The sequence below is a fragment of the Streptomyces sp. NPDC052301 genome (genome assembly GCF_044593395.1).
Taxonomy (GTDB): Bacteria; Actinomycetota; Actinomycetes; order Streptomycetales; family Streptomycetaceae; genus Streptomyces.
This window is the reverse complement of sequence record NZ_JBIUBE010000011.1, coordinates 234,916-255,477: the sequence shown is the minus strand read 5'-3', so window position 1 is coordinate 255,477 and position 20,562 is coordinate 234,916. Positions and strand designations below refer to the sequence as shown.

Genomic DNA, 20,562 nt, shown 5'->3' with positions numbered 1-20,562 from the left:
ACGGGACCGATGCGGATGATCGCTCACCAAGCGGCACAAGCGGGGAATCGTTCCGGCGCACGCCCGGGCCAGGACCCCCTGCCTCGGCGCGTCGCACGGACCCCTCTTCCCTTTTTCGAACGTACGTACGAACATAGAGTCATGGCCACCCCCGACCGGCAGGCCACGACACTGGCCCTCGCGCACGCCCTCTCAGCCGCCGAGCGCGGCCTGGCCGTCATCCCCCTGTCCCGGACGAAACTCCCGGCCCTGCGCTCCCCCCACCACGACGACCCCGAGCCGACCGGACCGCGCTGCCACGGCGCGTGCGGCCGCCTCGGCCACGGCGTCCACGACGCCTCGACCGACCCCGCCCGCATCCGCGAACTGTTCGCCGCGGCACCCTGGGCCACCGGCTACGGCATCGCCTGCGGCCTGCCCCCGTACCGCCTGATCGGCGTCGACCTGGACACCAAGACCGGCACCGACTCCTCGGCCGCCCTGCGCGAACTGGCCCTGCGCCACCTGTTCACGATCCCCGAGACGGTCGTCGTCCTCACCCCGAGCGGAGGCCGGCACCTGTGGCTGACCGGACCGCCGGACGTCGTCGTACCGAACTCGGCCGGCCGCCTCGCCCCCGGCATCGACATCCGGGGCGCCGGCGGCTACCTGGTCGGCCCCGGCTCCCGCACCGAGCACGGCGTCTACACCGCCGCCCCCGGCACCGCACACCTGGCCCCCGCCGCCTGCCCGCCGTCCCTCCTCCGCCTGCTGCTCCCACCGCCCCGCACCCCGCACCCGGCCCCGCCGACCCCCGGTGACCACGGCCGCGGCCTGATCCAGTTCGTCCTCTCGGCCCACGAGGGCCAGCGCAACACCCGCCTGTTCTGGGCGGCCTGCCGCGCCTACGAGAACGGCCTCGGCCCCACCCTGGCCACCCCCCTGACCGAGGCCGCCCTCCACACCGGCCTGTCGGAACAGGAGGCCCGCGCGACGATCGCCTCGGCAGCACGGATGACAGGGCACCGGCCCTGAAATCCGGAGGCCCCTGCGCTCGCCCGCTCCTTAAGGTGGGCGCATGTCCCTGACAAGCGTCCTCCTCGGCTCCGGCCGCTCCCTCGACCTCACCGAGCTGCGCCTGTCCTCGACCTACGGCGGCCTGCTGGAGGGCTACCCGTTCAAGCTGCTCAACGACAGGAAGATCCAGGGATTCGTGAACCTTGCCGCAGAGGAGTTCACGCGCACCCCCGTCCACCTGGTGCCGCCGCCCCGCACCCACCCGGACGGCCCGGCAGGCCCCTTCGGCCCCATGGAGCTCCTTCCGGCGGTGGCCTGCACGGGCACCTTCCGGTCCACCCCGGTCGACCCCGGCCACGACCCGGTGCTGTACCGGTCCGCCCTCACGGTCGTCTGGTTCCAGCCCACCCCGCAGGTGCCGTCCGGCCGGGAGGCGGACGCCGCACTGCGTGCGCTCGCCTGGGAGGAACTGGCCCGGGACAGCGAGGTGTGACGCCCGGGAAGAGCACCGGTCCGATCGACGCCGTAAACGAGCGGGGGGCACGCGGGCGTCTCGATCTGGCTTGAATCCGACGCTTCCCAGCGGAAGTCGCGCGCCGGGCAGGTCACAGCACCTGAAACCGGCCGGCCGGGAACCTCCGCATCCACCTCTCCATCCTCCTAGCGGGTTCTCGAATTCCACCCCGTGACATAGCCGACAAGACCGACTAAACCGCCGAGTTCAGGCCAAAGACTGAAATTCCCTTGCCACGCATCGGCTACCGGTGGGTAACCTCAGCGGGTCCCGCAGCCGCACCGATCTTGACCCGGTCGGGCGGCCGGGACCCATTCACAGGGGGAAGGAACTCGACTCTTGCGTAACAAGCTCGGCCGTACGATCACCGGCGCAGCAGTGCTCGCCCTCACCGTCACCGGCACCGTCACAGGAACAGCGAACGCCTCCACGGTCGCTCCCGACACCACCGGGGCCATCACGGAAACAGCGAACGCCGCCTCCACGGACGCTTCCGACAACGCTTCCGCGGACGTCTCCGACACCGCCTCCACGGACGTTTCCGACACCGCCTCCACAGAGGTTTCCGACACCGCCTCCGCGGACGTTCCCGACGCGGTGTGGACCTCCCGTGGCTGGCCCGCGCCTTCAGCCGACCCGCACCTTCCCGACGCGAGCGGCAACATCCCCGCCGACCAGGAGGAGGAGCCGCAGCCGCTCATCGACGAACACCTCTACGGCCCTGACTCCGGCCCGACCCCCGCGTCGGCGGATCCGGTCGCCGCAGCCTCGACGATCGACGGCCATGGGACGTCCAACTGGGCCTACAACAACCTGGACACCAGGTGGGAGTACCGAACCGACTGCGCCAACTTCGTCTCCAAGGCCCTGTACCACGGGGGCGGCATGCAGATGCGCCCCGGCGGCCGGAAGGCGGACAACGCGTGGTGGCAGGGCAGGTACGGGTTCGGTAAGAGCTGGGCCTGGACGAGCGCCGACTACCTCCGGCGGCACGTGACCAAGTGGCGGCACTCCTCGATCGTCCCGCACGAGTACAACGCTCATCTGGGCGATCTCGTCTTCTTCAAGTGGAAGAAGGAGAGGGTCTACAACCACGTGGCGATCGTGTCGGCCATGGTGCAGGGGCACGCGAGGATCGTGCAGCACGGCCTGAAGAACGAGACCACTCTTGCCGAGGTGATCCAGCGGTACAGCCGTACCTCGAACCCGATCGAGAAGGTCACGATCGTCAGGCCCAAGGACCGCAACTAGCGAGGACATGGGATGCCCAGGTTGAAGCGGAGCCAGGCAGCGGCCGGATGGGTTGCAGCAGCAGCAGTACTCGCCTCCGGGTGCGCTGTGTTCGACAACGGCTCAGCTGACGCCGGCAGACCGGACACGTCCTACGAGCAGGCTTACGCCGACCATGAGCCGTTGCGCGTGGTCGGCTACCCCTCCACCGGCTCCTTGCTGGCGGTACAGAAGCTGGCGTGGGACATCGCCGATGGCAGGACGGAAGACCTTCGCGCTCTGGCGACCACGGACAGCAGCGAGGCGGAGGCCCGGAAGACCGCCGAGAACTGGGTCAAGGGCTTCGGCACCGGCGCCCGCGGAAAAGTGACAGGCGATTTCTATGACGGCGGTTCGGAACGGCAGGTCGTCGTCCTGTACTTCCACGACACCCATCAGGTCAAAGACTTCACCGTTCGACTCGATGGCGGCGCGGGCAAGGAGGACTGGCGGATCCTCATGAAGTCGACCGACTTCAAAGACGCCACCCACGCTCCCGCCTGGGTGCCGAAGGAGCCGGGAGGAACCGGATCCCAGATGAAGAACAACAGCTGACGGCATGAGCATCCGAGCAGAAGGGGCGCCCCTCGTCCGAGGGGTGCCCCTTCCGATCTGCATGCTTACGGTCTCTGCGGAGGCGGTGGGAGTTGAACCCCATCGTGTCCGCCGAGCCGGGCGCCGTACCGGTCCACGACCCACGTACCGTGCGAGGCACGCAGGTGGTGCGACGTCACGTCGGTCAGTCACGTCGCCGGCGACGGCCCCGGACCGGCACTTCACAGAACACGGGGCGGTCACGTCATCGCATCGACTGGCTACGCGCCTCTCACACGATGATCAGTGTCCTCACCTGCGCATATACGATCCCCGACCATGAAGCGTTCGGTGATCGCGCTGGTCAGCGCAGGAGCATTCACGCTCGCCGCAGGCGGGTACGCCGTCGGAGCGGCGCGGCACGACAGCGCATCCGAGCAGTCCGCTACGTGCCGGCAGGCCGGCGACGACTTCGGGAAGCGGGCCATTCAGCTGCGGAAGCAGAAGAAACGCGAAGCCCATGACGAGGACTACCTCAACTCCATGAACACGCACGCGGAATCGGCCCACGTGCAGATCCTCGGCTTGATCGTCGAGCAGAATCCGACCTGTTTCGGCGGCGCGACTCGTGCGGCGGCGGCGTATCTGCAGGAGCCTCGATCCACGGACGCGGAGGGCGCCGCGCAGGAGGATGCCGCCGCCTGTGAACTCCTCAGCATCCCGTTCAAGGACTGCTCGGTCACAGCAGACGACTGAAGTTGCTCACGGCGCGGCGCAGGTCGTGCGGCCTGTCGTGGTTGCCTGACACCGACAGCGGCGAACACGACCGGACGAGAGCGACCCCCGGCGGCGCTCGTGTGACTTCGTTACGGGCTGGGACAACCGCGGAGGCCAACCCGAGCACGAAGCCACCGACCGATCCAGAGAGGGCTACGGAGCAGAAGTTGGCCGTGCCCCGGTCGTGCCCGACAGAGCGGGGAGCCAAGAGGAACACCGGGCAGTCCCGGCGACCAGGCGTGAAAACGCCCCCGACCTACTGCCCAGGTCGGGGGCCGTTCTCGCTGCTGTCAGAGCGGAGGCGGTGGGATTTGAACCCACGGTGACATCGCTGCCACGACGGTTTTCAAGACCGTTCCCTTAGGCCGCTCGGGCACGCCTCCCCACCCCACCCACCTGGGGCGGAGCGGGTACAGCGTACCGGGATCGCGGCCTCGACGGGTGGTGTGGGCCGTACGGAGACGGCCGGGTGGGCATGACAAGGTGGTGGCATGGGTTTTCTCGATCGGCTCCGTGGCACCAAGTACCCCGAGAACGGGGTCACTCCGGTGCCCACCCAGGAACTGCGGGCCGCACTGCTCGCTCTCAACGGGACGGGGGTGCCGTTCCGGGTGCGTGAAGGCTCCGGGACGGAGCTGGTGGCGGAGTGGCAGGTCGTGGTGCCCTACTGGGGCGATGCCTTCTCCGCCCGAGAGGTGGAGCGGACCATGAGGACGCGCCTGCGTCCGGTCCCGCTCGAACGCGAGGTGCGCGCCCTCGACGAGGTGCGGGAGGTGGCGCTGGTGGGGAATCCTCCGCGGCGGGGTCTGTCGCGGCAGTGGAGTCGTGGGCCGTCCGTGCAACGGCAGTGGACGTACGAGAAGGGTCCGGACGGCCGTCGGCGCAAGGTGGTGCTGTTCGACTCGCGGGTCATGCGCGACTCCCTGCGGGAGACGGTCCTCGGTGCCGGCTGGATCTGGCGGGGGGTCTTCCGGCTCTGACCCGGCCGCGCTGCGCGGGCACGGCCGGTGTGGGGGGAGCAGAAGGAAGGGGTGCCTCCCCCGAGAGGCACCCCTACGCGCGTGTACCGGTCGTCCGGGTCAGCTGTCGCCGACCCGGGAGCCCAGGGTCAGCTCGGTGGTGTGCTCCTGGCCGCCCCGCTTGTAGGTGAGCGTCACCTTGTCGCCGGGCTTGTGGGTCCAGATGTCGCCGATGAGGGTCGGGCCGCTGTCGATCACCATGTCGTCGAGCTTGGTGATCGTGTCCCCGGGCTTGAGGCCCGCCTTGTCGGCCGGGCCGCCCGACTCGACCGCGGCGGAGCCGCCGGTGCCCTGGTCGGTGATCTTCGCGCCGTCGGTCGACTCCTCGAGGGAGACGGACGCGCCGATCTTGGCGTACACCGGCTTGCCGGTCTTGATCAGCTGCTGGGCGACGTACTTGGCCTGGTTGATCGGGATGGCGAAGCCCAGGCCGATGGAGCCGGACTGGCCGGAGCCGCCGAAGCCGCCGCTGCTGGACGACTGGATCGCCGAGTTGATGCCGATGACCGCGCCGGCGGCGTCCAGCAGCGGGCCGCCGGAGTTGCCGGGGTTGATGGACGCGTCGGTCTGCAGGGCGCTCATGTAGGACGCCTTGCTGGTGGAGCTGCCGTCGCTGGAGGCCACGGGGCGGTTCTTGGCGCTGATGATGCCCGTGGTCACCGTGTTGGACAGGCCGAAGGGGGCGCCGATGGCGATGGTCTCGTCACCGACGGCCACCTTGTCGGAGTCGCCGAGGGCGAGCGGCTTGAGGTCCGACGGGGCGTTCTTGAGCTTGACGACGGCGACGTCGTAGCCCTGTGCGTGGCCGACGACCTCGGCGTCGTACTTCTTGCCGTCGGGGAAGGTGGCGGTGAGCTTGCCGCCGTCCACCGCGTCGGCCACCACGTGATTGTTGGTGACGATGTGGCCCTGCTTGTCGAAGACGAAGCCGGTGCCGGTGCCGCCCTGGCCGTTGGTGCTCTCGGCCTCGATGGTGACCGTGCTGGGCAGTGCCTTGGCGGCCACGTTGGCGATCGTGCCGGGGGCGCGCTTGATCTGGGCGGCGCTGCTGTCGGAGGCGGAGACGGTGGTGGAGCCCTGGTCGTCGTGGTCCCTGGCCAGCGTGTAGCCGAGGCCGCCGCCGAGGCCGCCCGCGACGAGCGCGGCCACGAGGACCGCTGCCACGAGCCCGCCGCGCCCGTTGCGCGGCTTGGGGGCGGGCTGCTGGTACGACGCTCCCCAGCCGCCCGCGCCACCCGCGCCTCCGGTGCCGGCGAGGTTGTCGCCGTAGGAGGCGCCTTCGCCGTAGGACGGGGTGGAGGGCGGGGGAGGCGGCCAGGAGCCGGCGGGGGCCGGTCCCGCGGGCTGGGCAGCGCCGGGTGCGGTCGGTGCGGCGGGTGCGTCATGGGGCACCGGTGGCAGCGGTGCCGTCGGCTCGCTGCCCTCGGGTGCGGAGCCCTGCGGGGAACCAGCAGGAGAGGCCACCGGCACGGGAGGTGCGGACGGGGCCGGGGGTACCGCGTTGCCCTCGTTCTCGGTGCTCACAGCTCTACTCCTCGATCCACGGCTGTTGTCCTCGGTCGCTTCGGTCACACTCGGTCACGCTCGGCGGGGGCGGTCACGCTCGTCGTGGGCCCGTCGCGATGCTGCTGCGCATGGTCCTGTTGTTCCCGGTGTATGCAGTCAGCTTTTCCCATGGGCCGTCAGAGCACCATAAGCGGTGGCTGTGGGTCCAGGACCACCCTTTACTTAGGTCATTACGAGCAAAAGTTACATAAATGGTCAGGGTGTGCGTGTCCGTTCGCCCTTCGGACGCGTACGCGCCGCCACGTGTACCCCGCGACGGTGGCACCATGACGCGGTGACCCAAGCACCACAGCGCTCCGTCCAGGTCGTCGCCCATCGGGGCGCCTCCGAAGACGCGCCCGAACACACCCTGGCCGCCTACCGGAAGGCGATCGAGGACGGCGCCGACGCCCTCGAGTGCGACGTGCGGCTGACCGCGGACGGCCATCTGGTCTGCGTCCACGACCGGCGGGTGAACCGCACCTCCAACGGCCGCGGGGCCGTCTCGGCGCTCGAGCTGGCCGATCTCGCCGCCCTCGACTTCGGCTCCTGGAAGGGCCGGGAGGCCTGGCGCGGGCGGGACGAGGAGCCCGACTGGGAGCACCGGCCGGAGGACCGCGAGGAGACGTCGGTGCTCACCCTGGAGCGGCTCCTGGAGCTGGTGGCCGACTCCGGGCGGCGGGTGGAGCTGGCCGTCGAGACCAAGCACCCCACGCGCTGGGCCGGTCAGGTCGAGGAGCGGCTGCTGGAGCTGTTGAAGCGGTTCGGCCTGCACGCCCCGGCCTCGGCCGCCGAGTCACCGGTGCGGATCATGAGTTTCTCGGCGCGGTCGCTGCACCGCGTGCGTGCCGCCGCGCCGACGCTGCCGACGGTCTATCTGCTGCAGTTCGTCTCACCCCGGCTGCGCGACGGGCGCCTGCCCGCGGGGGTGCGGATCGCGGGCCCCTCGATGCGCATCGTGCGCAACCACCCCGCGTATGTGGAGCGGCTGAAAAAGGCGGGCCACCAGGTGCATGTGTGGACCGTGAACGAGCCGGAGGACGTCGACCTCTGCGTCGAGCTGGGCATCGACGCCATCATCACCAACCGCCCGCGCGCGGTGCTGCGCCAACTGGGACGGGTGTGACCTCAAGAGACCGGTAAAGAGCTGTGCACCTGTCTTGACCCGGTTGTGGGCGCCCTGTTTTCCTCACTTCTCGGCCACAACCACTGAGATCCAGCCAGGCGACGACCAGAGAAAAGGGCTTTTCGTCACAGGGTGTGCACCGGCGCGTTCGCTCCGTACAGGGCCGTGTCGAATGCGTCACCGGAAGGGGATTGGCCGGTTTCCGGTACAGGCCAAGGGGGCATCCACACCGTGGCGTGGGGCGAAGGAGGTCTCGGGGGTGGCGTTGGTGGTGGCACAGGAGGTGCCCACGTCGTCGAGCATGGCCGTACCCCATGGCCCTGCGGGCGTGGGGAAGGCGCGGCACCGGATGAGGGCGCAGCTGCGCAGCGGTGGTGTGGCCGATTCGGTCATCGACGACGCCGTACTGATCCTTTCGGAGCTCTTGAGCAACGCCTGCAAACACGGGCGGCCCCTGGGCGACGCACCGGCCGGGGACGGTGACGTGCGCGCCGCGTGGCAGGTCGACCCGCGCGGCCGGCTCATCGTCGAGGTCACGGACGGCGGCGGCCCGACCCGCCCGGCGCCGGCCACCCCGTCGGTGACCGCGCACGGCGGCCGCGGGCTGAACATCATCACCGCGCTCGCCGACGACTGGGGCGTCCGGGACGACGTCCGGGGCGAGGTGACGGTCTGGGTGGTGGTCCACGGGGACGTGCACGATCCCGATGCCGGGTGCCGCCGCGACGGTTTCGCTACGCGCGTCACGGCGTCGGCACTGCCGGCCCTGGCCGAACTGGACTTCGCGGACGCGTTCGAGGACCTGGACTGAGGACACCCGGGACCGCCGGGGATCGCGGAGCGAACGCCGCGGATCACGAGGGGTGACGGAGTTCTCCACAGGTTCACACCTCCGGCGCCGTGCAGGTGTGCGTTGTCCTGAGGTTCCGGCCGGTCATGGCCTGAACGGCTAGGCTCCCGCCGTACGAGACCAGCCGTAACCGGGAGACAGCCACGATGGCCAAGAAGCGACCCCAGACGAAGGCCAAGCCGCCGCAGCTCACGGACGGTGAGATCCCGGTGGTCGGCGCCCGCGAGCCCTGCCCCTGCGGCAGCGGCCGACGCTACAAGGCGTGCCACGGCAGGGCCGCGGCGCACGCGGTGACCGAGCTGGTGCAGCGCCCGTTCGAGGGACTGCCCGGCGAGTGCGACTGGGTGGCGCTGCGTGAGCTGGTTCCGGCCGCGACGGTGGAGCTGACCCTGAAGGAGGGCCTGCCCGAGGGCGTCCCGTCGGTCACGCTCGCCACGGTGCTGCCGATGGCCTGGCCCGCGCTGCGCCGCGACGACGGTTCGGTCCTGCTCGGCCTGCAGAACGACACGGCGTCCGGCGACATCAGCCGCGATCTCGCCGACACCCTCGAGCGCGCGCTGCGGGCGGAGCCCGGCACCCCGGTGCAGGGCCGCCGTGCCCCCGCCGACGGTCCGCGGCTGCAGGACCTGCTCGATGCCGAGGCGGCGTTCGAGCCGGTCGTGCAGAGCGGCTTCGAGTTCTGGGTGCCGGACGCGGAGAACTCCACCCCGGAGGTGACCGCCTCCCTGGAGCGGGCCAACGCCGCGGCCATCCCGACGGTGCGGCTGTCCGGCGTCGACGCCGCGTACTGGTGCGAGACCCCGGAGAAGAACCACCTGCGCTGGGTGATGCCGCACGCGGAGGAGCAGCTTCTGGACGCTCTGGCGCGGCTGCACGCGGCGGGCCGTTCGAGCCTCGGCGAGGGCACCCGGCTCGTGGGCTCCTTCCGTGCTCACGGCCTCACCGTGCCGGTGTGGGACCTGCCGAGCGGGGTCACGGCGGAGGACGTGGAGAAGCCGGCCGCCGAGTTCGCCGAGCGCCTCGCCGTGGCCCTCGCGGCCACCGAGCCGCTCACGGCGGACGAGCGCCGGGCGCGCGGCGGGCTGACCAACCGGCAGGTCACCCTGAGCTGACGCCATGCGCGCGAGTGTCTCGACTGACCGGCCGGTCAGTCGAGACACGGCTCGCACCGGCAGGTGACTCCTGTCACAACTCGCCGTCGTGACAGGGAAATCGGTGGCCGAATGACCCGGATCGAATTTGCGAACCGCCGATCTCTTGTTACCGTTCCAGTAGCCCGGTTGCTGGTGCATCCCCCGTCGCCAGCAACCGGGTCTTTCCATGTGCGTATCCGGTGTACGCCGCGCCGCGGCCCGTCAACCGCTCTGTCCGGTGGCGGGAGTTGTGGTGCCGCTTCTAGGAGCTGCTGCCCGAGCGCAGCAGCAGAGCGCCGTCGGCCCCGCGCCCGGAGAACTCGGTGACGGCCGAGTAGGCGTCCGGTCCGCCCCTGCTGTGCTCGCGGGGCGTCTCACAGGTGGCCGGCTCGTCGTCGGCGCCCGTGGCACAGCGCATCTGCACGGTCCGGCCGCCGGGGCCCATCAGGCTGAGCACGGAGTCCAGCGCCTCGCCGGTGGCGTTGCGGTAGTAGGTGCGCGCCCAGGTGTCCGCGCCCTGCGTCAGTACACAGGTCTGTGCCTCGATGCCGTCGGGCGAGGTCAGTGCCGGGCCGCACCGGGCGGCGGTGGCCAGGCCGATGCCTAGCAGCCCGGCGGACCGGCTGGGGGCGGCGGAGGGATCCTTGGCGTCCTGGTGCCGGGGGCGGGCGGGGTCCTGCGGTGTCCCGGCCACCGCATGGCGGGCCGCGTCGCCCACCTGTCCGGCGGACGCCACGGCGAACGGCAGCACGACGGCCGCCGTCACACCGCCCACGAGGGCGAGCAGACGCAGCGTTCGGGAGTCCGGCCGGCCGTGCAGCGACGCTCGCCTGCCGTGCCGCCCAGAGATTCGCACCATGTGCGGAAGATAACGAGCGGCGGGGCTCCGGCCACCTCGGCCGCGCCCGACACCCCTACAACTCGGGTGCGCTCACACCCGTACGAGTGAGGGCGTCGACCACGGCGTCCACCACGGCCTCCACGTCCGGCACCCAGGGCGAGGCCGAGCCGGGCAGCGGGGCCCGCTCCCAGCGGACGGCGCCCTGGCCGGTCTCGGACGGGGGCAGGGCGACATAGCCGCCCTCGCCGTGAAAGCGCAGCGAGCCGGGGACGAAGTCCTTGGCGTACAGCAGCTCGCCCAACTGCTCCATGGAGTACGGCTTCACCAGCAGCGCCCAGCGGGCCGACGAGGCGATCACCGGGCCGAGGCGCATGCCCCGCCGGTCGAGCAGGGCGAGGGCGCGGGAGGCGGCGAGCGCCGGCAGGCTGACCGCGCAGGGCGCCGTCCGGCCGGTGGCGAGGACGATCGGCGCGGCCGGCCGGTTGGTCCACCACCAGCGGACCATGCGGGCGTCGGTGGTGGCCGCGAGCAGGCCGGGGTCGAAGGGGTGTGCACCGGGCACCGTGCACTCCGGGTCGGGGCAGGCGCAGCGGGCCCGGCCCTGCGGGTCCGGGGCCACCCCGGGGAGTACGGGCCATTGCCATTCGGTCGCGAAGGTCAGGGCCGCGTCGATCAGCTCAGGCCTCCCGTCGGTCCGCCGGGACAGGAGCCTGCGTCGCCTTCCGGGGATCTCGCGCATGAGCGCTCGTTCCTTTCCGTTGCACCGCTGGCAACACCGTGGTCCACATCACACCATGCGTCGATCACTTCACTGTGCGTACCTGTTGGCGCATCACGCCCCTGCACACGACAGGGGGAACCCCACGGGGTCGAGCAGGGGCCGCGTCCGCGTCCGTGGTGCGTCCATCAAAAGCACGGCTGCGGCGTGGGGTGGCGAAGTCTGGCGTTTTGCGTCGCGCGTGGTTCTCTCCGCCTCCACCACGGGAGGATGGGGCTCGGCCGTCGGTGGCTATGACGCCCGGGTCCGTCGCCAGGTTCCGGGTGGTCCCCAACCACCCCTGGCCTTCACCGAGTACGTACCCATCACGACCGCTGTGACGCTCTGTCGAGCAAGGCCAGTCGACCGCAATGAGCCGATACCTGAGGCAGTTTTCAGCCAACTTGGCAGTAAGGCAAGGGGTTCGGGAGAAACCCTCTCCCGCCCCACGGACACCAGGAATCCCCGCAGGACAATGCTGGACATCCCCTTACGAGTGCGTGTACATGTGGAGACACTGCTAGCGGCGCAGAATCACATGGGGGTTTGCGATGCTTTTCAGCGCTACGCACCGGCCTCAGGGCCGGACGCCATGAACGCCCCACACCCTCCGAAAGTGGCCGGAATCGATCCCGCGGTTCCCACGCCCGCACACACTGTCGCACCCGCACCCGCACCCGCACCCCCCGCCCCCGGCGCCGCTCCCGTCCCCGCTCCGAACGGCCCCGCGCCCGGCACCCTCCTCCAGGACCGGCTGGCCGGCTGGGTCTCCGACCTCACGACCCTCCACGAACTCACCGAGCGCCTCTCCCGGACGCATGCGCTCGACCCCGCCCTGCACGAGCTGCTGCGCGCCGGAGCCGCCCTCGTCGGCGCCCGCCGCGGCCTGGTCGTCCTGGAACCGGCCGACGGCCTGGGCCCCCGCACCACCGTCGGCCTCGGCCTCGCCCGCGCCGACCTCGGCCACATCGAGACGGTCCCGCGCGGCGCCCTGCCCTACGACACCGCGGCCGGCAGCGAGATCGTCCACCCCGACCTGCTCGCCGAGGACGGCCTCGACCCCCGGCACCGCGAAGTCGCCGCCCGCCTCGGCTACGCCGCCAGCTACGCCCTCCCCCTCGCCACCGACTCCGCGGGCCGCCTCGGCGCCGCCGTCTGGCTCTACGACGAACCCGCCGAGCCCCACGAGCGGCAGCGGCACCTCGCCGGCCTCTACGTCCGCCACGCCACCGAGCACCTCGCCGGGCTGCTGGAGGTGGAACGCACACGGGCGCGCGTGGCGACCCTCACGGAGGAGCTGCTGCCCACCCGGCTGCCCCGCGTCGCAGGCGTCCAGCTCGCCGCCCGGCACCGCACCGGCCCGCGCGGCGGCGGCGACTGGTACGACGCGCTGCCGCTGCCGGACGCCGCGCTCGGCCTGTCCGTCGGCTCGGTCACCGGATCCGGCCCGAGCGCCGTCGCCGCCGTGGGCCGGCTGCGCGCCTCCCTGCGCGCGTACGCGGTGATGGAGGGCGAGGACCCGGTCGCCGTCCTGTCCGACCTGGAGCTGCTGCTGCGGCTGACCGAGCCCGCCCGCTCGGCCACCGCCCTGTTCGCCTACTGCGAGCCCGCCCTGCGCAAGGTCACCCTGGCCGGCGCCGGCCACAGCCCGCCGCTGCTGATCGGCGAGCGGCGCACCGAGTTCGCCGAGACCTCGGTCTCCGCGCCGCTCGGCATGCTGGCCTGCTGGGAGGCGCCCAGCGTGGAGGTCCAGGCCGAGGCCGGGGAGACGGTGCTGCTCTACACCGACGGGCTGCTGCACCGTACCGGCGACCCGATGGACCGGGCCTTCGCCCGGCTGCACGCCGCCGCCGCGAGCATCCCGCGCGTGCTGCGCCACGACCCCGGTGCCGTCGCCGACCACGTGCTGCGCACGGTCCTGCCGGGCGGCCTGGACGCGGCGGACAGCGAGGAGGACGTGGTGCTGCTGGCGGCCCGCTTCGACTGAGCCCACCTGTGATGACCGGGCATAACAGGGCATCCGGCCCCCGCCCGCTCCTGGTACGACCGTACGATGATGGAGGTCCCCGCTCGGCCACAAGCAGGAGCGCCGCGGGCCCCGGGGGAGATCACATGGCGTATCGAGGAGGATCACGTGTCCGACGAGCTCAACCCGGCTGTGCCCGACTCTGCTACCGCAGAGGGCCCGGATACCGAGGCCGAGGAGCCCATCAAGCAGCGGAAGAACGGCCTGTACCCGGGCGTCTCCGACGAGCTGGCCGAGAACATGAAGTCCGGCTGGGCCGACACCGAGCTGCGTGACCTGAAGCCGATCCCGCAGGCCGCCGAGACCGCGCGCCGCCGAGCCGCCCTCTCCGCCCGCTTCCCGGGCGAGCGCCTGGTGATCCCGGCGGGCAACCTGAAGACCCGCTCGAACGACACCGAGTACCCCTTCCGCTCCTCCGTCGAGTACACGTACCTCACGGGCGACCAGACCGAGGACGGTGTCCTGGTCCTGGAGCCCACCGCGGACGGCCACGAGGAGACGATCTACCTCCTGCCCCGCTCCGACCGCGAGAACGGCGAGTTCTGGCTCTCCGGGCAGGGTGAGCTGTGGGTCGGCCGCCGCCACTCCCTCACCGAGTCCACGGCGCTGTACGGCATCCCGGCCGCCGACGTGCGGGAGCTGGCCGACCGGCTGCGCGAGGCCACCGGCCCGGTGCGCGTGGTGCGCGGCCACGACGCCGGCATCGAGGCCGCGCTGACCGACAAGGTCACCGCCGAGCGCGACGAGGAGCTGCGCGTCTTCCTCTCCGAGGCCCGCCTGATCAAGGACGACTTCGAGATCGGTGAACTGCAGAAGGCCGTCGACTCCACCGTCCGCGGCTTCGAGGACGTCGTGAAGGTCCTGGACAAGGCGGAAGCCACGTCCGAGCGCTACATCGAGGGCACGTTCTTCCTCCGCGCGCGCGTGGAGGGCAACGACGTCGGCTACGGCTCCATCTGCGCGGCCGGAGCGCACGCCTGCACCCTGCACTGGGTCCGCAACGACGGCCCGGTCCGCTCCGGCGACCTGCTCCTGCTCGACGCGGGCGTGGAGACCCACACCCTCTACACCGCGGACGTCACGCGCACGCTGCCGGTCGACGGCACGTACAGCGAGATCCAGAAGAAGGTCTACGACGCCGTGTACGAGGCCCAGGAGGCCGGTATCGCGGCCGTGAAGCCGGGCGCCAAGTACCGCGACTTCCACGACGCCGCCCAGCGCGTGCTCGCCGAGAGGCTCGTCGAGTGGGGCCTGGTCGAGGGCCCGGTCGAGCGCGTCCTGGAGCTGGGCCTGCAGCGCCGCTGGACCCTGCACGGCACCGGCCACATGCTCGGCATGGACGTCCACGACTGCGCCGCCGCGCGGACCGAGACGTACGTCGACGGCACGCTGGAGCCGGGCATGGTGCTCACCGTCGAGCCGGGCCTGTACTTCCAGGCCGACGACCTGACGGTCCCGGAGGAATACCGGGGCATCGGCGTCCGCATCGAGGACGACATCCTCGTCACGCAGGACGGCAACAGGAACCTTTCCGCCGGTCTGCCGCGCCGTTCCGACGAGGTCGAGGCGTGGATGGCGTCGCTGAAGGGCTGATACGAGACTGACGGCCGGGCACCCGGGTGGCGCCCGGCCGTTCGTGTGCCTAGGGGGAGGGTTCTCGTGGACGACTTCTGGTCCGGTGTCGGCGTCGACCTGCATCTGGAGCCGGACTCGGCGGACGGCCGCCGGGTCGGCCTGGAGCGGGCGCTCCGGGATGCCGTACGGGACGGGCGGCTCGCGCCCGGCACCCGGCTGCCGGCCACCCGGCGCCTCGCTACCGACCTCGGCGTGTCACGGGGTACGGCGAAGGCGGCCTACGACCAGCTGGTGGCCGAGGGGTACCTGACCGCGCGCCAGGGCTCCGGCACCCGGGTCGCGGCCCTGCCACCGTCCCAGGACTCCGCGTCGCCCCGGGGCGACGCACACGCGCGTGCCCCCCGTCTCGACCTGCGCCCCGGCAGCCCGGACGTCGGCGCGTTCCCGGCCGCGGCCTGGCTGCGGGCGCTGCGCCGCGCCATCGCGACGGCGCCCTCGCTGGCGTACGACTACGGCGACCCACGCGGCCGGATCGAACTGCGCACCGCGCTGTCCGGATACCTCGGGCGGGCCCGCGGGGTGCTCGCGCCCCCGGAGCGGATCGTCGTCACCTCCGGCTACGTGCAGGGCCTCGCGCTCCTCACGCGCGTACTGGGCGGCGCCCCGGTCGCCATGGAGGACCCGGGACTGCCGTTCCACCGGGACGTCGTACGGCACAACGGCGGAACGCTACTGCCGGCGCCGGTCGACGGGCGCGGGGTGCGGACCGACGCGCTGGGCGAGGCCGCCGCGGTGGTGGTCACCCCGGCCCACCAGTACCCGACCGGCGTGACCCTGCACCCGGAACGGCGGCGGGCGCTCACCGACTGGGCACGCATGCGGGGCGGCCTCGTCGTCGAGGACGACTACGACGGCGAGTTCCGCTACGACCGGCAGCCGGTCGGCGCCCTGCAGGGCATGGCACCCGGCCAGGTGGTCTACCTGGGCACCGCCTCCAAGACGCTCGGCCCCGCGCTGCGCCTCGGCTGGATGGTGCTGCCGCCGCATCTGGTCGACGCGGTCGCCGACGCCAAGCTGCACAGCGACCACCACACCGAGACCATCGGGCAGCTCGCCCTCGCCGAGCTGATCGACAGCCACGCCTACGACCGGCACGTACGCGCGTGCCGGCTGCGGTACCGGCGGCGCCGGGACCAGCTCCTGGACCGGCTGGGGGCGCACCGGGGCGTCCGGGGGATCGCGGCCGGGCTGCACGCCCTGATCGACGTGCCCGACGAGGCCGGGGTGCTGGCCCGCGCGGAGGCGGAGGGCCTCGCCGTCGGCACCCTCGGCACCCACTGGCACGCCCCCGGCCCCGGCCGTCCCCAGGGCCTGGTCGTCGGCTACGGCACACCCCGGGAACGGATCTACCCGGAGGCCCTGGACGCACTGGCCAAGGTGCTCGGCACGGGCCGGTGACCCGGCACGGGCGGGTGACCGGCGGCGGGCGAGGCGCGCGGGTCAGCCGGCGGCCGGAGAAGCCTTGTCGTCGGCCTTGAAGTCGAAGTGGATCCGGCCGCCCTCGACGGAGGTCACCCTCACCGTGACACCCAGGGTGCTGCCGTCGTCCGCGGTGAGCGTGCACCGGGTGGTGGTGCCGACCTTGCCCGCGAGGTCCTCGGGACAGGTGATGTGCGGCTCGGGCCGGCCCGTCGCGGCGGCGAGCTTCGCGGAGACGGTGGAGGCCAGCTTCTCCCGGGACAGTTTCGGCGCGGACGTGCCCACCTTCACCGAGGCCGAGCAGCCGGCGAGCAGCGCACCGGCGGCCACGGCCGAGAGGATCGACACTGCTGCGGGCGTACGGGTTCTGGGCATGCGGACTCCGGGCGAAGACGATCACAACGGGAGGACCGGGGAAGCGTACGTGCCCCGGCACGGACGCGGACCGCGCTCGTCCCGAATCCGGCGGTGCTCCATGAGGTCTTCGCCCCACCCGCCCATGAACTCCACCCGCGCGGGTGCCGTCAGGCCGTGAGCAGTGAGGGATCCTTCTTCCACTTGAGGACCTTGTCGAAGCTGACCACCGTCCCGCCGCGGCCGGGCTTGGCCCCGATCTGGACGTGATCGGCCAACTCCCGGATCAGGCACAGCCCGCGGCCGTGCTCCGCGTCCGCGCGCGGTGGCCGCAGGTCCGGGACCCGGGTGAGGCCCGGCCCCGAATCGGCCACCTCGATACGGCACTTCTCGCCATCGAGGTACGCGGTGACCCGGTACGCCTCCGAGGAGCCCTCGTGCGCGGCGTCCCCACCGTGCTCGACGGCGTTCGCGCAGGCCTCGCTCAGGGCGACGGACAGGTCGTAGGAGATCTCCGGGTCGACACCCGCCGTCTCCATCGTGCCGATCAACAGCCGCCGGGCGAGCGGCACGCTCGCGGCCTCGCGGCGCAGATGGAGTGACCACCAGATGCTCATGCTCCAGCCTCCTGGCCGCGGCTCGACATACCGTTACGTATTGCCGCCCGTAAGGGGCCGTAAGCGTTCCGTGGGCGTGACCCCGCCCATCCGGCCGATGCGCCGAGGGAGGAACCGGTGTATGAGGGGGCGCGCGTCCGGCGCCCTGCCGCAGGACCCCGGTGAGAGCAGTGGGATGATGGGCCCGCCATGACTGCCCCCCACGCGCGCACGACGCGTCCCGGAGCCGGGCTCCGGATCCTGCGGGCCGCGGTGTTCGCCGCGGTCTGCGTCGTGCTGGCCGCGGCCGGGCACACTCTGGCCTCCTGCGCGCGCGTGCCGCTGTGGACGCTGGGCGCGGGCTTCCTCGGCTCCCTGCTGCTCGTGGCACCGCTTACCGGGCGGGCCCGCTCGCTGCCGGGCATCGCCGCGGTCCTCGCACTCGGCCAGACCGTGCTGCACACCCTGTTCGGGCTGGGCCAGCACGGGACCGCGATGGCAGGCGGCGGCATGGCCATGGGGTCGATGGGCTCGTCGATGGGCTCCATGGGCGCGAACGCGGCCGTGAGCCCGGTGCACGCGGCGTCGCTGAGCGACGGCACGCTCGTCGAGCGGGCCGCGCGGCTGGTGTGCGGGTCCAGCCCGTCCGTGCTCACGCCCGGGCACGCCTACCACCTGCTCCTGAACGCACACCTCATCGACCCGTCCGGCCGGGCCGTGGGCGGCTCGCCGGCCCTGTCCCGCGCGCAGGACGCGACCGGCTCCCCCGCCGGACTGCTGCCGTCGCTGCCGATGCTGCTCGGGCACCTCCTCGCGGCCCTCGCCGCGGGCTGGCTGCTGCGCCGCGGCGACCTGGCCCTGCTCCGGCTGATCGAACTGTCGGCGTACGGAGTCACAGAGGGGGCGCTCGTACGATCCCTGCGCGCGGCGCTCGCGCTGGCGCACGCCCTGTGCGCCGGGTTGCTCCCGGCGACCGGCGTCGGCCCGTCCGTCCGCCGCACCGACCGGGACGAGCCCCCCGCCCCGCACACCACCGCACTCCAGCACACGGTGATCCGGCGCGGCCCGCCCGCCGCCCTCGCTCTCGCCGCCTGACGCGACGCGACCGCCTGCCACTCCGTGGGAGAGGGGCCGCCGTCGCGCGGCACGCGCGCGTGCGCACAGCCGCCTCCGAGTGGCACCACCACGCGCACGCGTACCTCTTCAGCACCGGATTTCACTCGGAGTGGAGTACTCCCTGCCATGAAGGCTTCTCGTATCGCCGCCGTCGCCGCCGTCGCGGGCACGGCCGTCCTCACCGTCGCCGCCCCCGCCTTCGCGCACGTCACCGTGCAGCCCGAGGGCGCCGCGGCCAAGGGCGGCTACGCGGTCGTCGACTTCAAGGTCCCCAACGAGCGCGACAACGCCTCGACCACCAAGCTCGAGGTGAACCTCCCGGCGGACCACCCGCTGGCCTCCGTCATGCCCGAGCCGGTCCCCGGCTGGACCGCGAAGGTCACCAAGTCCAAGCTGGACAAGCCGCTGACCATGCACGGCGAGAAGATCGACGAGGCCGTCACCAAGGTCACCTGGACCGCCGACGGCAAGGGCATCGAACCCGGCTACTTCCAGAAGTTCCCGCTCTCCCTCGGCGCCCTGCCCGAGAACACCGACCAGCTCGTCTTCAAGGCGGTCCAGACGTACTCCGACAAGGAGACCGTCCGCTGGATCGAGGTGCCGCAGACCGGCCAGGACGAGCCGGAGAACCCGGCCCCGGTGCTCCAGCTGTCCGCCGCGACCGACGACCACCACGGCACGGCGAGCGCCAAGGGCGCCTCCGACACCACCGAGAAAACCGCCGCCACGGACTCCGGTTCCCACGGCACCGACACCACCGCGCGCGTGCTCGGCATCGTCGGCATCGTCGTCGGTGTCGCGGGCGTGGCCTACGGCGTCCTCGCGGGCCGCCGCCGTACCGCCTGAGCCCCACCGTTCCGGGCCGCGCACGGGGGTCGTGCGACGCTGTCGTACGACCCCGGTGCGCGCCGGAGTACTCACATCTGGGACATTTTTCTATGCGCAAGAAGACGTTCGCCGCGGCCGTGCTGCTCGCCGCCGCCACCCTGACCCTCTCCGCCTGCGGCAGCGGGGACGACGGCAAGTCGCCGGTCACCGTCGTCTCGGCGGGGTCCGACGCGGGCAAGGCCGGCACCGTCCTCGACCAGCCGTTCGACAAGCCGGACCTGGTCCTCACCGACACCCACGGCAAGAAGTACGACCTCCGCAAGGAGACCCAGGGCCACCCGACCCTGCTCTACTTCGGCTACACGCACTGCCCCGACATCTGCCCGACGACGATGAGCAACATCGCCGTCGCCAAGAAGGCGCTGCCCAAGGCCGAACAGAACGACCTCCGGGTCGTCTTCGTCACCACCGATCCCGGCCGTGACACCCCGGCCGAGCTGGGCAAGTGGCTCAAGGGCATCGACCCGCAGTTCATCGGCCTGACCGGCGACTTCGCCACCGTCCAGGCGGGCGCCCGCTCCGTGGGCATCTCCGTGGAGCCGACGACGAAGGACAAGAACGGCAAGCTCGTCTCGGTCCACGGCACCCAGGTCATCGCCTTCTCCCCGAAGACGAACGGCGGTTACGTCCTCTACGGCGAGGACGCCACGGTCGACGACTACACCAAGGACCTGCCCAAGCTGGTCGAGGGGGCCAAGCCGTGAGGCGCCGTGCCGTCCTGACCGCGGCGACGCTCACGGGGTCCCTCGTCCTCGCGGGCTGCTCCGGATCCGGCTCCGGGTCGTCGGCGGCCGAACTGTCGGTGAGCCGACCGTACATGCCCCAGCCGGTCTCCGCCGACATGGCCGCGGGCTTCCTGACGATCACCAACAAGGGCGCGGCGAAGGACGAGCTGACCTCGGTGACCAGTAACGCCGCCGGGCAGGTGACCATGCACAGCACCATGGGCGGGGCCATGGAGGAGAAGTCCGCCTTCCTCATACCCGCGCACGGTCAACTCGTGTTCAAAAGCGGTGGCAACCATCTGATGTTCGACAAGCTGAAGCGCAAGCCGAGGCAGGGCCAGACGGTCACCGTGAAACTCACCTTTGCCAAGTCCGGGCCCCTCACCGTCGAGATGCCGGTGAAGTCCGCGACGTACAACCCGTCGACCGGCCACTGACGGAG

Annotated in this window: 21 protein-coding genes and 1 tRNA gene; 16 read left to right on the top strand and 6 right to left on the bottom strand. The window is 71.9% G+C overall.

What is annotated here, in order from left to right; translation table 11 throughout:
* Window positions 1-141: 141 nt before the first annotated feature.
* From ACIHEJ_RS29055 to ACIHEJ_RS29035, 5 genes are all read left to right on the top strand, one after another.
* The gene (locus ACIHEJ_RS29055) at window positions 142-1,014 is read left to right on the top strand and encodes a bifunctional DNA primase/polymerase (protein ID WP_400139918.1); all 873 of its coding nucleotides are present in this window, start codon (window positions 142-144) and stop codon (window positions 1,012-1,014) included.
* Window positions 1,015-1,057: 43 nt separating this feature from the next.
* Window positions 1,058-1,489, top strand: a complete 432-nt coding sequence (locus tag ACIHEJ_RS29050; RefSeq protein ID WP_400139916.1) for a hypothetical protein — start codon at window positions 1,058-1,060, stop codon at window positions 1,487-1,489.
* Window positions 1,490-1,849: 360 nt separating this feature from the next.
* Complete coding sequence (locus tag ACIHEJ_RS29045; protein WP_400139914.1) at window positions 1,850-2,761, top strand: amidase domain-containing protein; 912 nt, start codon at window positions 1,850-1,852, stop codon at window positions 2,759-2,761.
* Window positions 2,762-2,848: 87 nt separating this feature from the next.
* Window positions 2,849-3,334, top strand: coding sequence for a hypothetical protein (locus ACIHEJ_RS29040; RefSeq protein ID WP_400139912.1), 486 nt, complete (start codon window positions 2,849-2,851; stop codon window positions 3,332-3,334).
* A gap of 318 nt (window positions 3,335-3,652) precedes the next feature.
* On the top strand, window positions 3,653-4,069 hold the full coding sequence (locus ACIHEJ_RS29035; RefSeq protein ID WP_400139910.1) for a hypothetical protein: 417 nt from the start codon (window positions 3,653-3,655) through the stop codon (window positions 4,067-4,069).
* A 317-nt stretch (window positions 4,070-4,386) separates the two neighbouring features.
* Here ACIHEJ_RS29035 and ACIHEJ_RS29030 read toward each other — a convergent pair.
* Window positions 4,387-4,473 (bottom strand) — tRNA-Ser (locus ACIHEJ_RS29030).
* A 108-nt stretch (window positions 4,474-4,581) separates the two neighbouring features.
* Here ACIHEJ_RS29030 and ACIHEJ_RS29025 point away from each other — a divergent pair.
* On the top strand, window positions 4,582-5,070 hold the full coding sequence (locus tag ACIHEJ_RS29025; RefSeq protein ID WP_400139908.1) for a hypothetical protein: 489 nt from the start codon (window positions 4,582-4,584) through the stop codon (window positions 5,068-5,070).
* A gap of 99 nt (window positions 5,071-5,169) precedes the next feature.
* On the opposite strand, the gene ACIHEJ_RS29020 is transcribed toward ACIHEJ_RS29025, so the two are convergent.
* Entirely contained in the window at window positions 5,170-6,633 is a 1,464-nt protein-coding gene (locus ACIHEJ_RS29020; RefSeq protein ID WP_400139906.1) for a S1C family serine protease, read from the bottom strand.
* A gap of 316 nt (window positions 6,634-6,949) precedes the next feature.
* On the opposite strand from ACIHEJ_RS29020, the gene ACIHEJ_RS29015 reads away from it, so the two are divergent.
* The 3 genes from ACIHEJ_RS29015 (at window position 6,950) to ACIHEJ_RS29005 (ending at window position 9,742) form a co-directional block, all read left to right on the top strand.
* On the top strand, window positions 6,950-7,780 hold the full coding sequence (locus tag ACIHEJ_RS29015; protein ID WP_400139904.1) for a glycerophosphodiester phosphodiesterase: 831 nt from the start codon (window positions 6,950-6,952) through the stop codon (window positions 7,778-7,780).
* 172 nt (window positions 7,781-7,952) lie between these two features.
* Window positions 7,953-8,591, top strand: coding sequence for an ATP-binding protein (locus ACIHEJ_RS29010; RefSeq protein ID WP_400139902.1), 639 nt, complete (start codon window positions 7,953-7,955; stop codon window positions 8,589-8,591).
* Between the two features lie 185 nt (window positions 8,592-8,776).
* Window positions 8,777-9,742 carry a DUF5926 family protein gene (locus tag ACIHEJ_RS29005; protein WP_400139900.1) on the top strand — a complete coding sequence of 322 codons (966 nt, stop codon included), beginning with the start codon at window positions 8,777-8,779 and terminating at the stop codon, window positions 9,740-9,742.
* Window positions 9,743-10,025: 283 nt separating this feature from the next.
* Here the strand turns inward: ACIHEJ_RS29005 and ACIHEJ_RS29000 are convergent, their stop codons facing one another.
* Complete coding sequence (locus ACIHEJ_RS29000) at window positions 10,026-10,622, bottom strand: hypothetical protein (RefSeq protein ID WP_400139898.1); 597 nt, start codon at window positions 10,620-10,622, stop codon at window positions 10,026-10,028.
* Window positions 10,623-10,677: 55 nt separating this feature from the next.
* Complete coding sequence (locus ACIHEJ_RS28995; RefSeq protein WP_400139896.1) at window positions 10,678-11,343, bottom strand: bifunctional DNA primase/polymerase; 666 nt, start codon at window positions 11,341-11,343, stop codon at window positions 10,678-10,680.
* Between the two features lie 493 nt (window positions 11,344-11,836).
* Between ACIHEJ_RS28995 and ACIHEJ_RS28990 the strand changes: the two genes are divergently transcribed.
* From ACIHEJ_RS28990 to ACIHEJ_RS28980, 3 genes are all read left to right on the top strand, one after another.
* The gene (locus ACIHEJ_RS28990; protein WP_400139894.1) at window positions 11,837-13,348 is read left to right on the top strand and encodes a PP2C family protein-serine/threonine phosphatase; all 1,512 of its coding nucleotides are present in this window, start codon (window positions 11,837-11,839) and stop codon (window positions 13,346-13,348) included.
* 147 nt (window positions 13,349-13,495) lie between these two features.
* Complete coding sequence (locus tag ACIHEJ_RS28985) at window positions 13,496-14,980, top strand: aminopeptidase P family protein (RefSeq protein WP_400139892.1); 1,485 nt, start codon at window positions 13,496-13,498, stop codon at window positions 14,978-14,980.
* A gap of 66 nt (window positions 14,981-15,046) precedes the next feature.
* Window positions 15,047-16,420: a PLP-dependent aminotransferase family protein gene (locus tag ACIHEJ_RS28980; RefSeq protein ID WP_400139890.1), complete on the top strand. Its 1,374-nt coding sequence runs from the start codon at window positions 15,047-15,049 to the stop codon at window positions 16,418-16,420.
* Window positions 16,421-16,462: 42 nt separating this feature from the next.
* Here the strand turns inward: ACIHEJ_RS28980 and ACIHEJ_RS28975 are convergent, their stop codons facing one another.
* Both ACIHEJ_RS28975 and ACIHEJ_RS28970 read right to left on the bottom strand, forming a co-directional pair.
* Window positions 16,463-16,816, bottom strand: a complete 354-nt coding sequence (locus tag ACIHEJ_RS28975) for a DUF4333 domain-containing protein (protein WP_400139888.1) — start codon at window positions 16,814-16,816, stop codon at window positions 16,463-16,465.
* 149 nt (window positions 16,817-16,965) lie between these two features.
* Window positions 16,966-17,412, bottom strand: a complete 447-nt coding sequence (locus ACIHEJ_RS28970; protein WP_400139887.1) for an ATP-binding protein — start codon at window positions 17,410-17,412, stop codon at window positions 16,966-16,968.
* 189 nt (window positions 17,413-17,601) lie between these two features.
* On the opposite strand from ACIHEJ_RS28970, the gene ACIHEJ_RS28965 reads away from it, so the two are divergent.
* The 4 genes from ACIHEJ_RS28965 to ACIHEJ_RS28950 all read left to right on the top strand — a co-directional run bounded on the left by ACIHEJ_RS28965 (window position 17,602) and on the right by ACIHEJ_RS28950 (window position 20,557).
* Window positions 17,602-18,486 carry a hypothetical protein gene (locus ACIHEJ_RS28965; protein WP_400139885.1) on the top strand — a complete coding sequence of 295 codons (885 nt, stop codon included), beginning with the start codon at window positions 17,602-17,604 and terminating at the stop codon, window positions 18,484-18,486.
* Between the two features lie 147 nt (window positions 18,487-18,633).
* Window positions 18,634-19,353: a YcnI family protein gene (locus ACIHEJ_RS28960; protein WP_400139883.1), complete on the top strand. Its 720-nt coding sequence runs from the start codon at window positions 18,634-18,636 to the stop codon at window positions 19,351-19,353.
* 92 nt (window positions 19,354-19,445) lie between these two features.
* Window positions 19,446-20,099, top strand: coding sequence for an SCO family protein (locus tag ACIHEJ_RS28955; protein ID WP_400139881.1), 654 nt, complete (start codon window positions 19,446-19,448; stop codon window positions 20,097-20,099).
* Complete coding sequence (locus tag ACIHEJ_RS28950) at window positions 20,096-20,557, top strand: copper chaperone PCu(A)C (RefSeq protein WP_400139879.1); 462 nt, start codon at window positions 20,096-20,098, stop codon at window positions 20,555-20,557. Before ACIHEJ_RS28955 ends, ACIHEJ_RS28950 begins: the two co-directional genes overlap by 4 nt.
* Window positions 20,558-20,562: the final 5 nt, after the last annotated feature.

Excerpts from the sequence above, each read along its gene's own strand:
- ACIHEJ_RS28960 (WP_400139883.1), top strand. The coding sequence starts at position 18,634 with ATGAAGGCTTCTCGTATCGCCGCCGTCGCCGCCGTCGCGGGCACGGCC.
- ACIHEJ_RS28965 (WP_400139885.1), top strand. The coding sequence starts at position 17,602 with ATGACTGCCCCCCACGCGCGCACGACGCGTCCCGGAGCCGGGCTCCGG.
- ACIHEJ_RS28995 (WP_400139896.1), bottom strand. The coding sequence starts at position 11,343 with ATGCGCGAGATCCCCGGAAGGCGACGCAGGCTCCTGTCCCGGCGGACC.
- ACIHEJ_RS28955 (WP_400139881.1), top strand. The coding sequence starts at position 19,446 with ATGCGCAAGAAGACGTTCGCCGCGGCCGTGCTGCTCGCCGCCGCCACC.
- ACIHEJ_RS29010 (WP_400139902.1), top strand. The coding sequence starts at position 7,953 with ATGCGTCACCGGAAGGGGATTGGCCGGTTTCCGGTACAGGCCAAGGGG.
- ACIHEJ_RS28970 (WP_400139887.1), bottom strand. The coding sequence starts at position 17,412 with ATGAGCATCTGGTGGTCACTCCATCTGCGCCGCGAGGCCGCGAGCGTG.
- ACIHEJ_RS28990 (WP_400139894.1), top strand. The coding sequence starts at position 11,837 with ATGCTGGACATCCCCTTACGAGTGCGTGTACATGTGGAGACACTGCTA.
- ACIHEJ_RS28975 (WP_400139888.1), bottom strand. The coding sequence starts at position 16,816 with ATGCCCAGAACCCGTACGCCCGCAGCAGTGTCGATCCTCTCGGCCGTG.
- ACIHEJ_RS29025 (WP_400139908.1), top strand. The coding sequence starts at position 4,582 with ATGGGTTTTCTCGATCGGCTCCGTGGCACCAAGTACCCCGAGAACGGG.
- ACIHEJ_RS29055 (WP_400139918.1), top strand. The coding sequence starts at position 142 with ATGGCCACCCCCGACCGGCAGGCCACGACACTGGCCCTCGCGCACGCC.
- ACIHEJ_RS29035 (WP_400139910.1), top strand. The coding sequence starts at position 3,653 with ATGAAGCGTTCGGTGATCGCGCTGGTCAGCGCAGGAGCATTCACGCTC.
- ACIHEJ_RS29005 (WP_400139900.1), top strand. The coding sequence starts at position 8,777 with ATGGCCAAGAAGCGACCCCAGACGAAGGCCAAGCCGCCGCAGCTCACG.
- ACIHEJ_RS29000 (WP_400139898.1), bottom strand. The coding sequence starts at position 10,622 with ATGGTGCGAATCTCTGGGCGGCACGGCAGGCGAGCGTCGCTGCACGGC.
- ACIHEJ_RS29050 (WP_400139916.1), top strand. The coding sequence starts at position 1,058 with ATGTCCCTGACAAGCGTCCTCCTCGGCTCCGGCCGCTCCCTCGACCTC.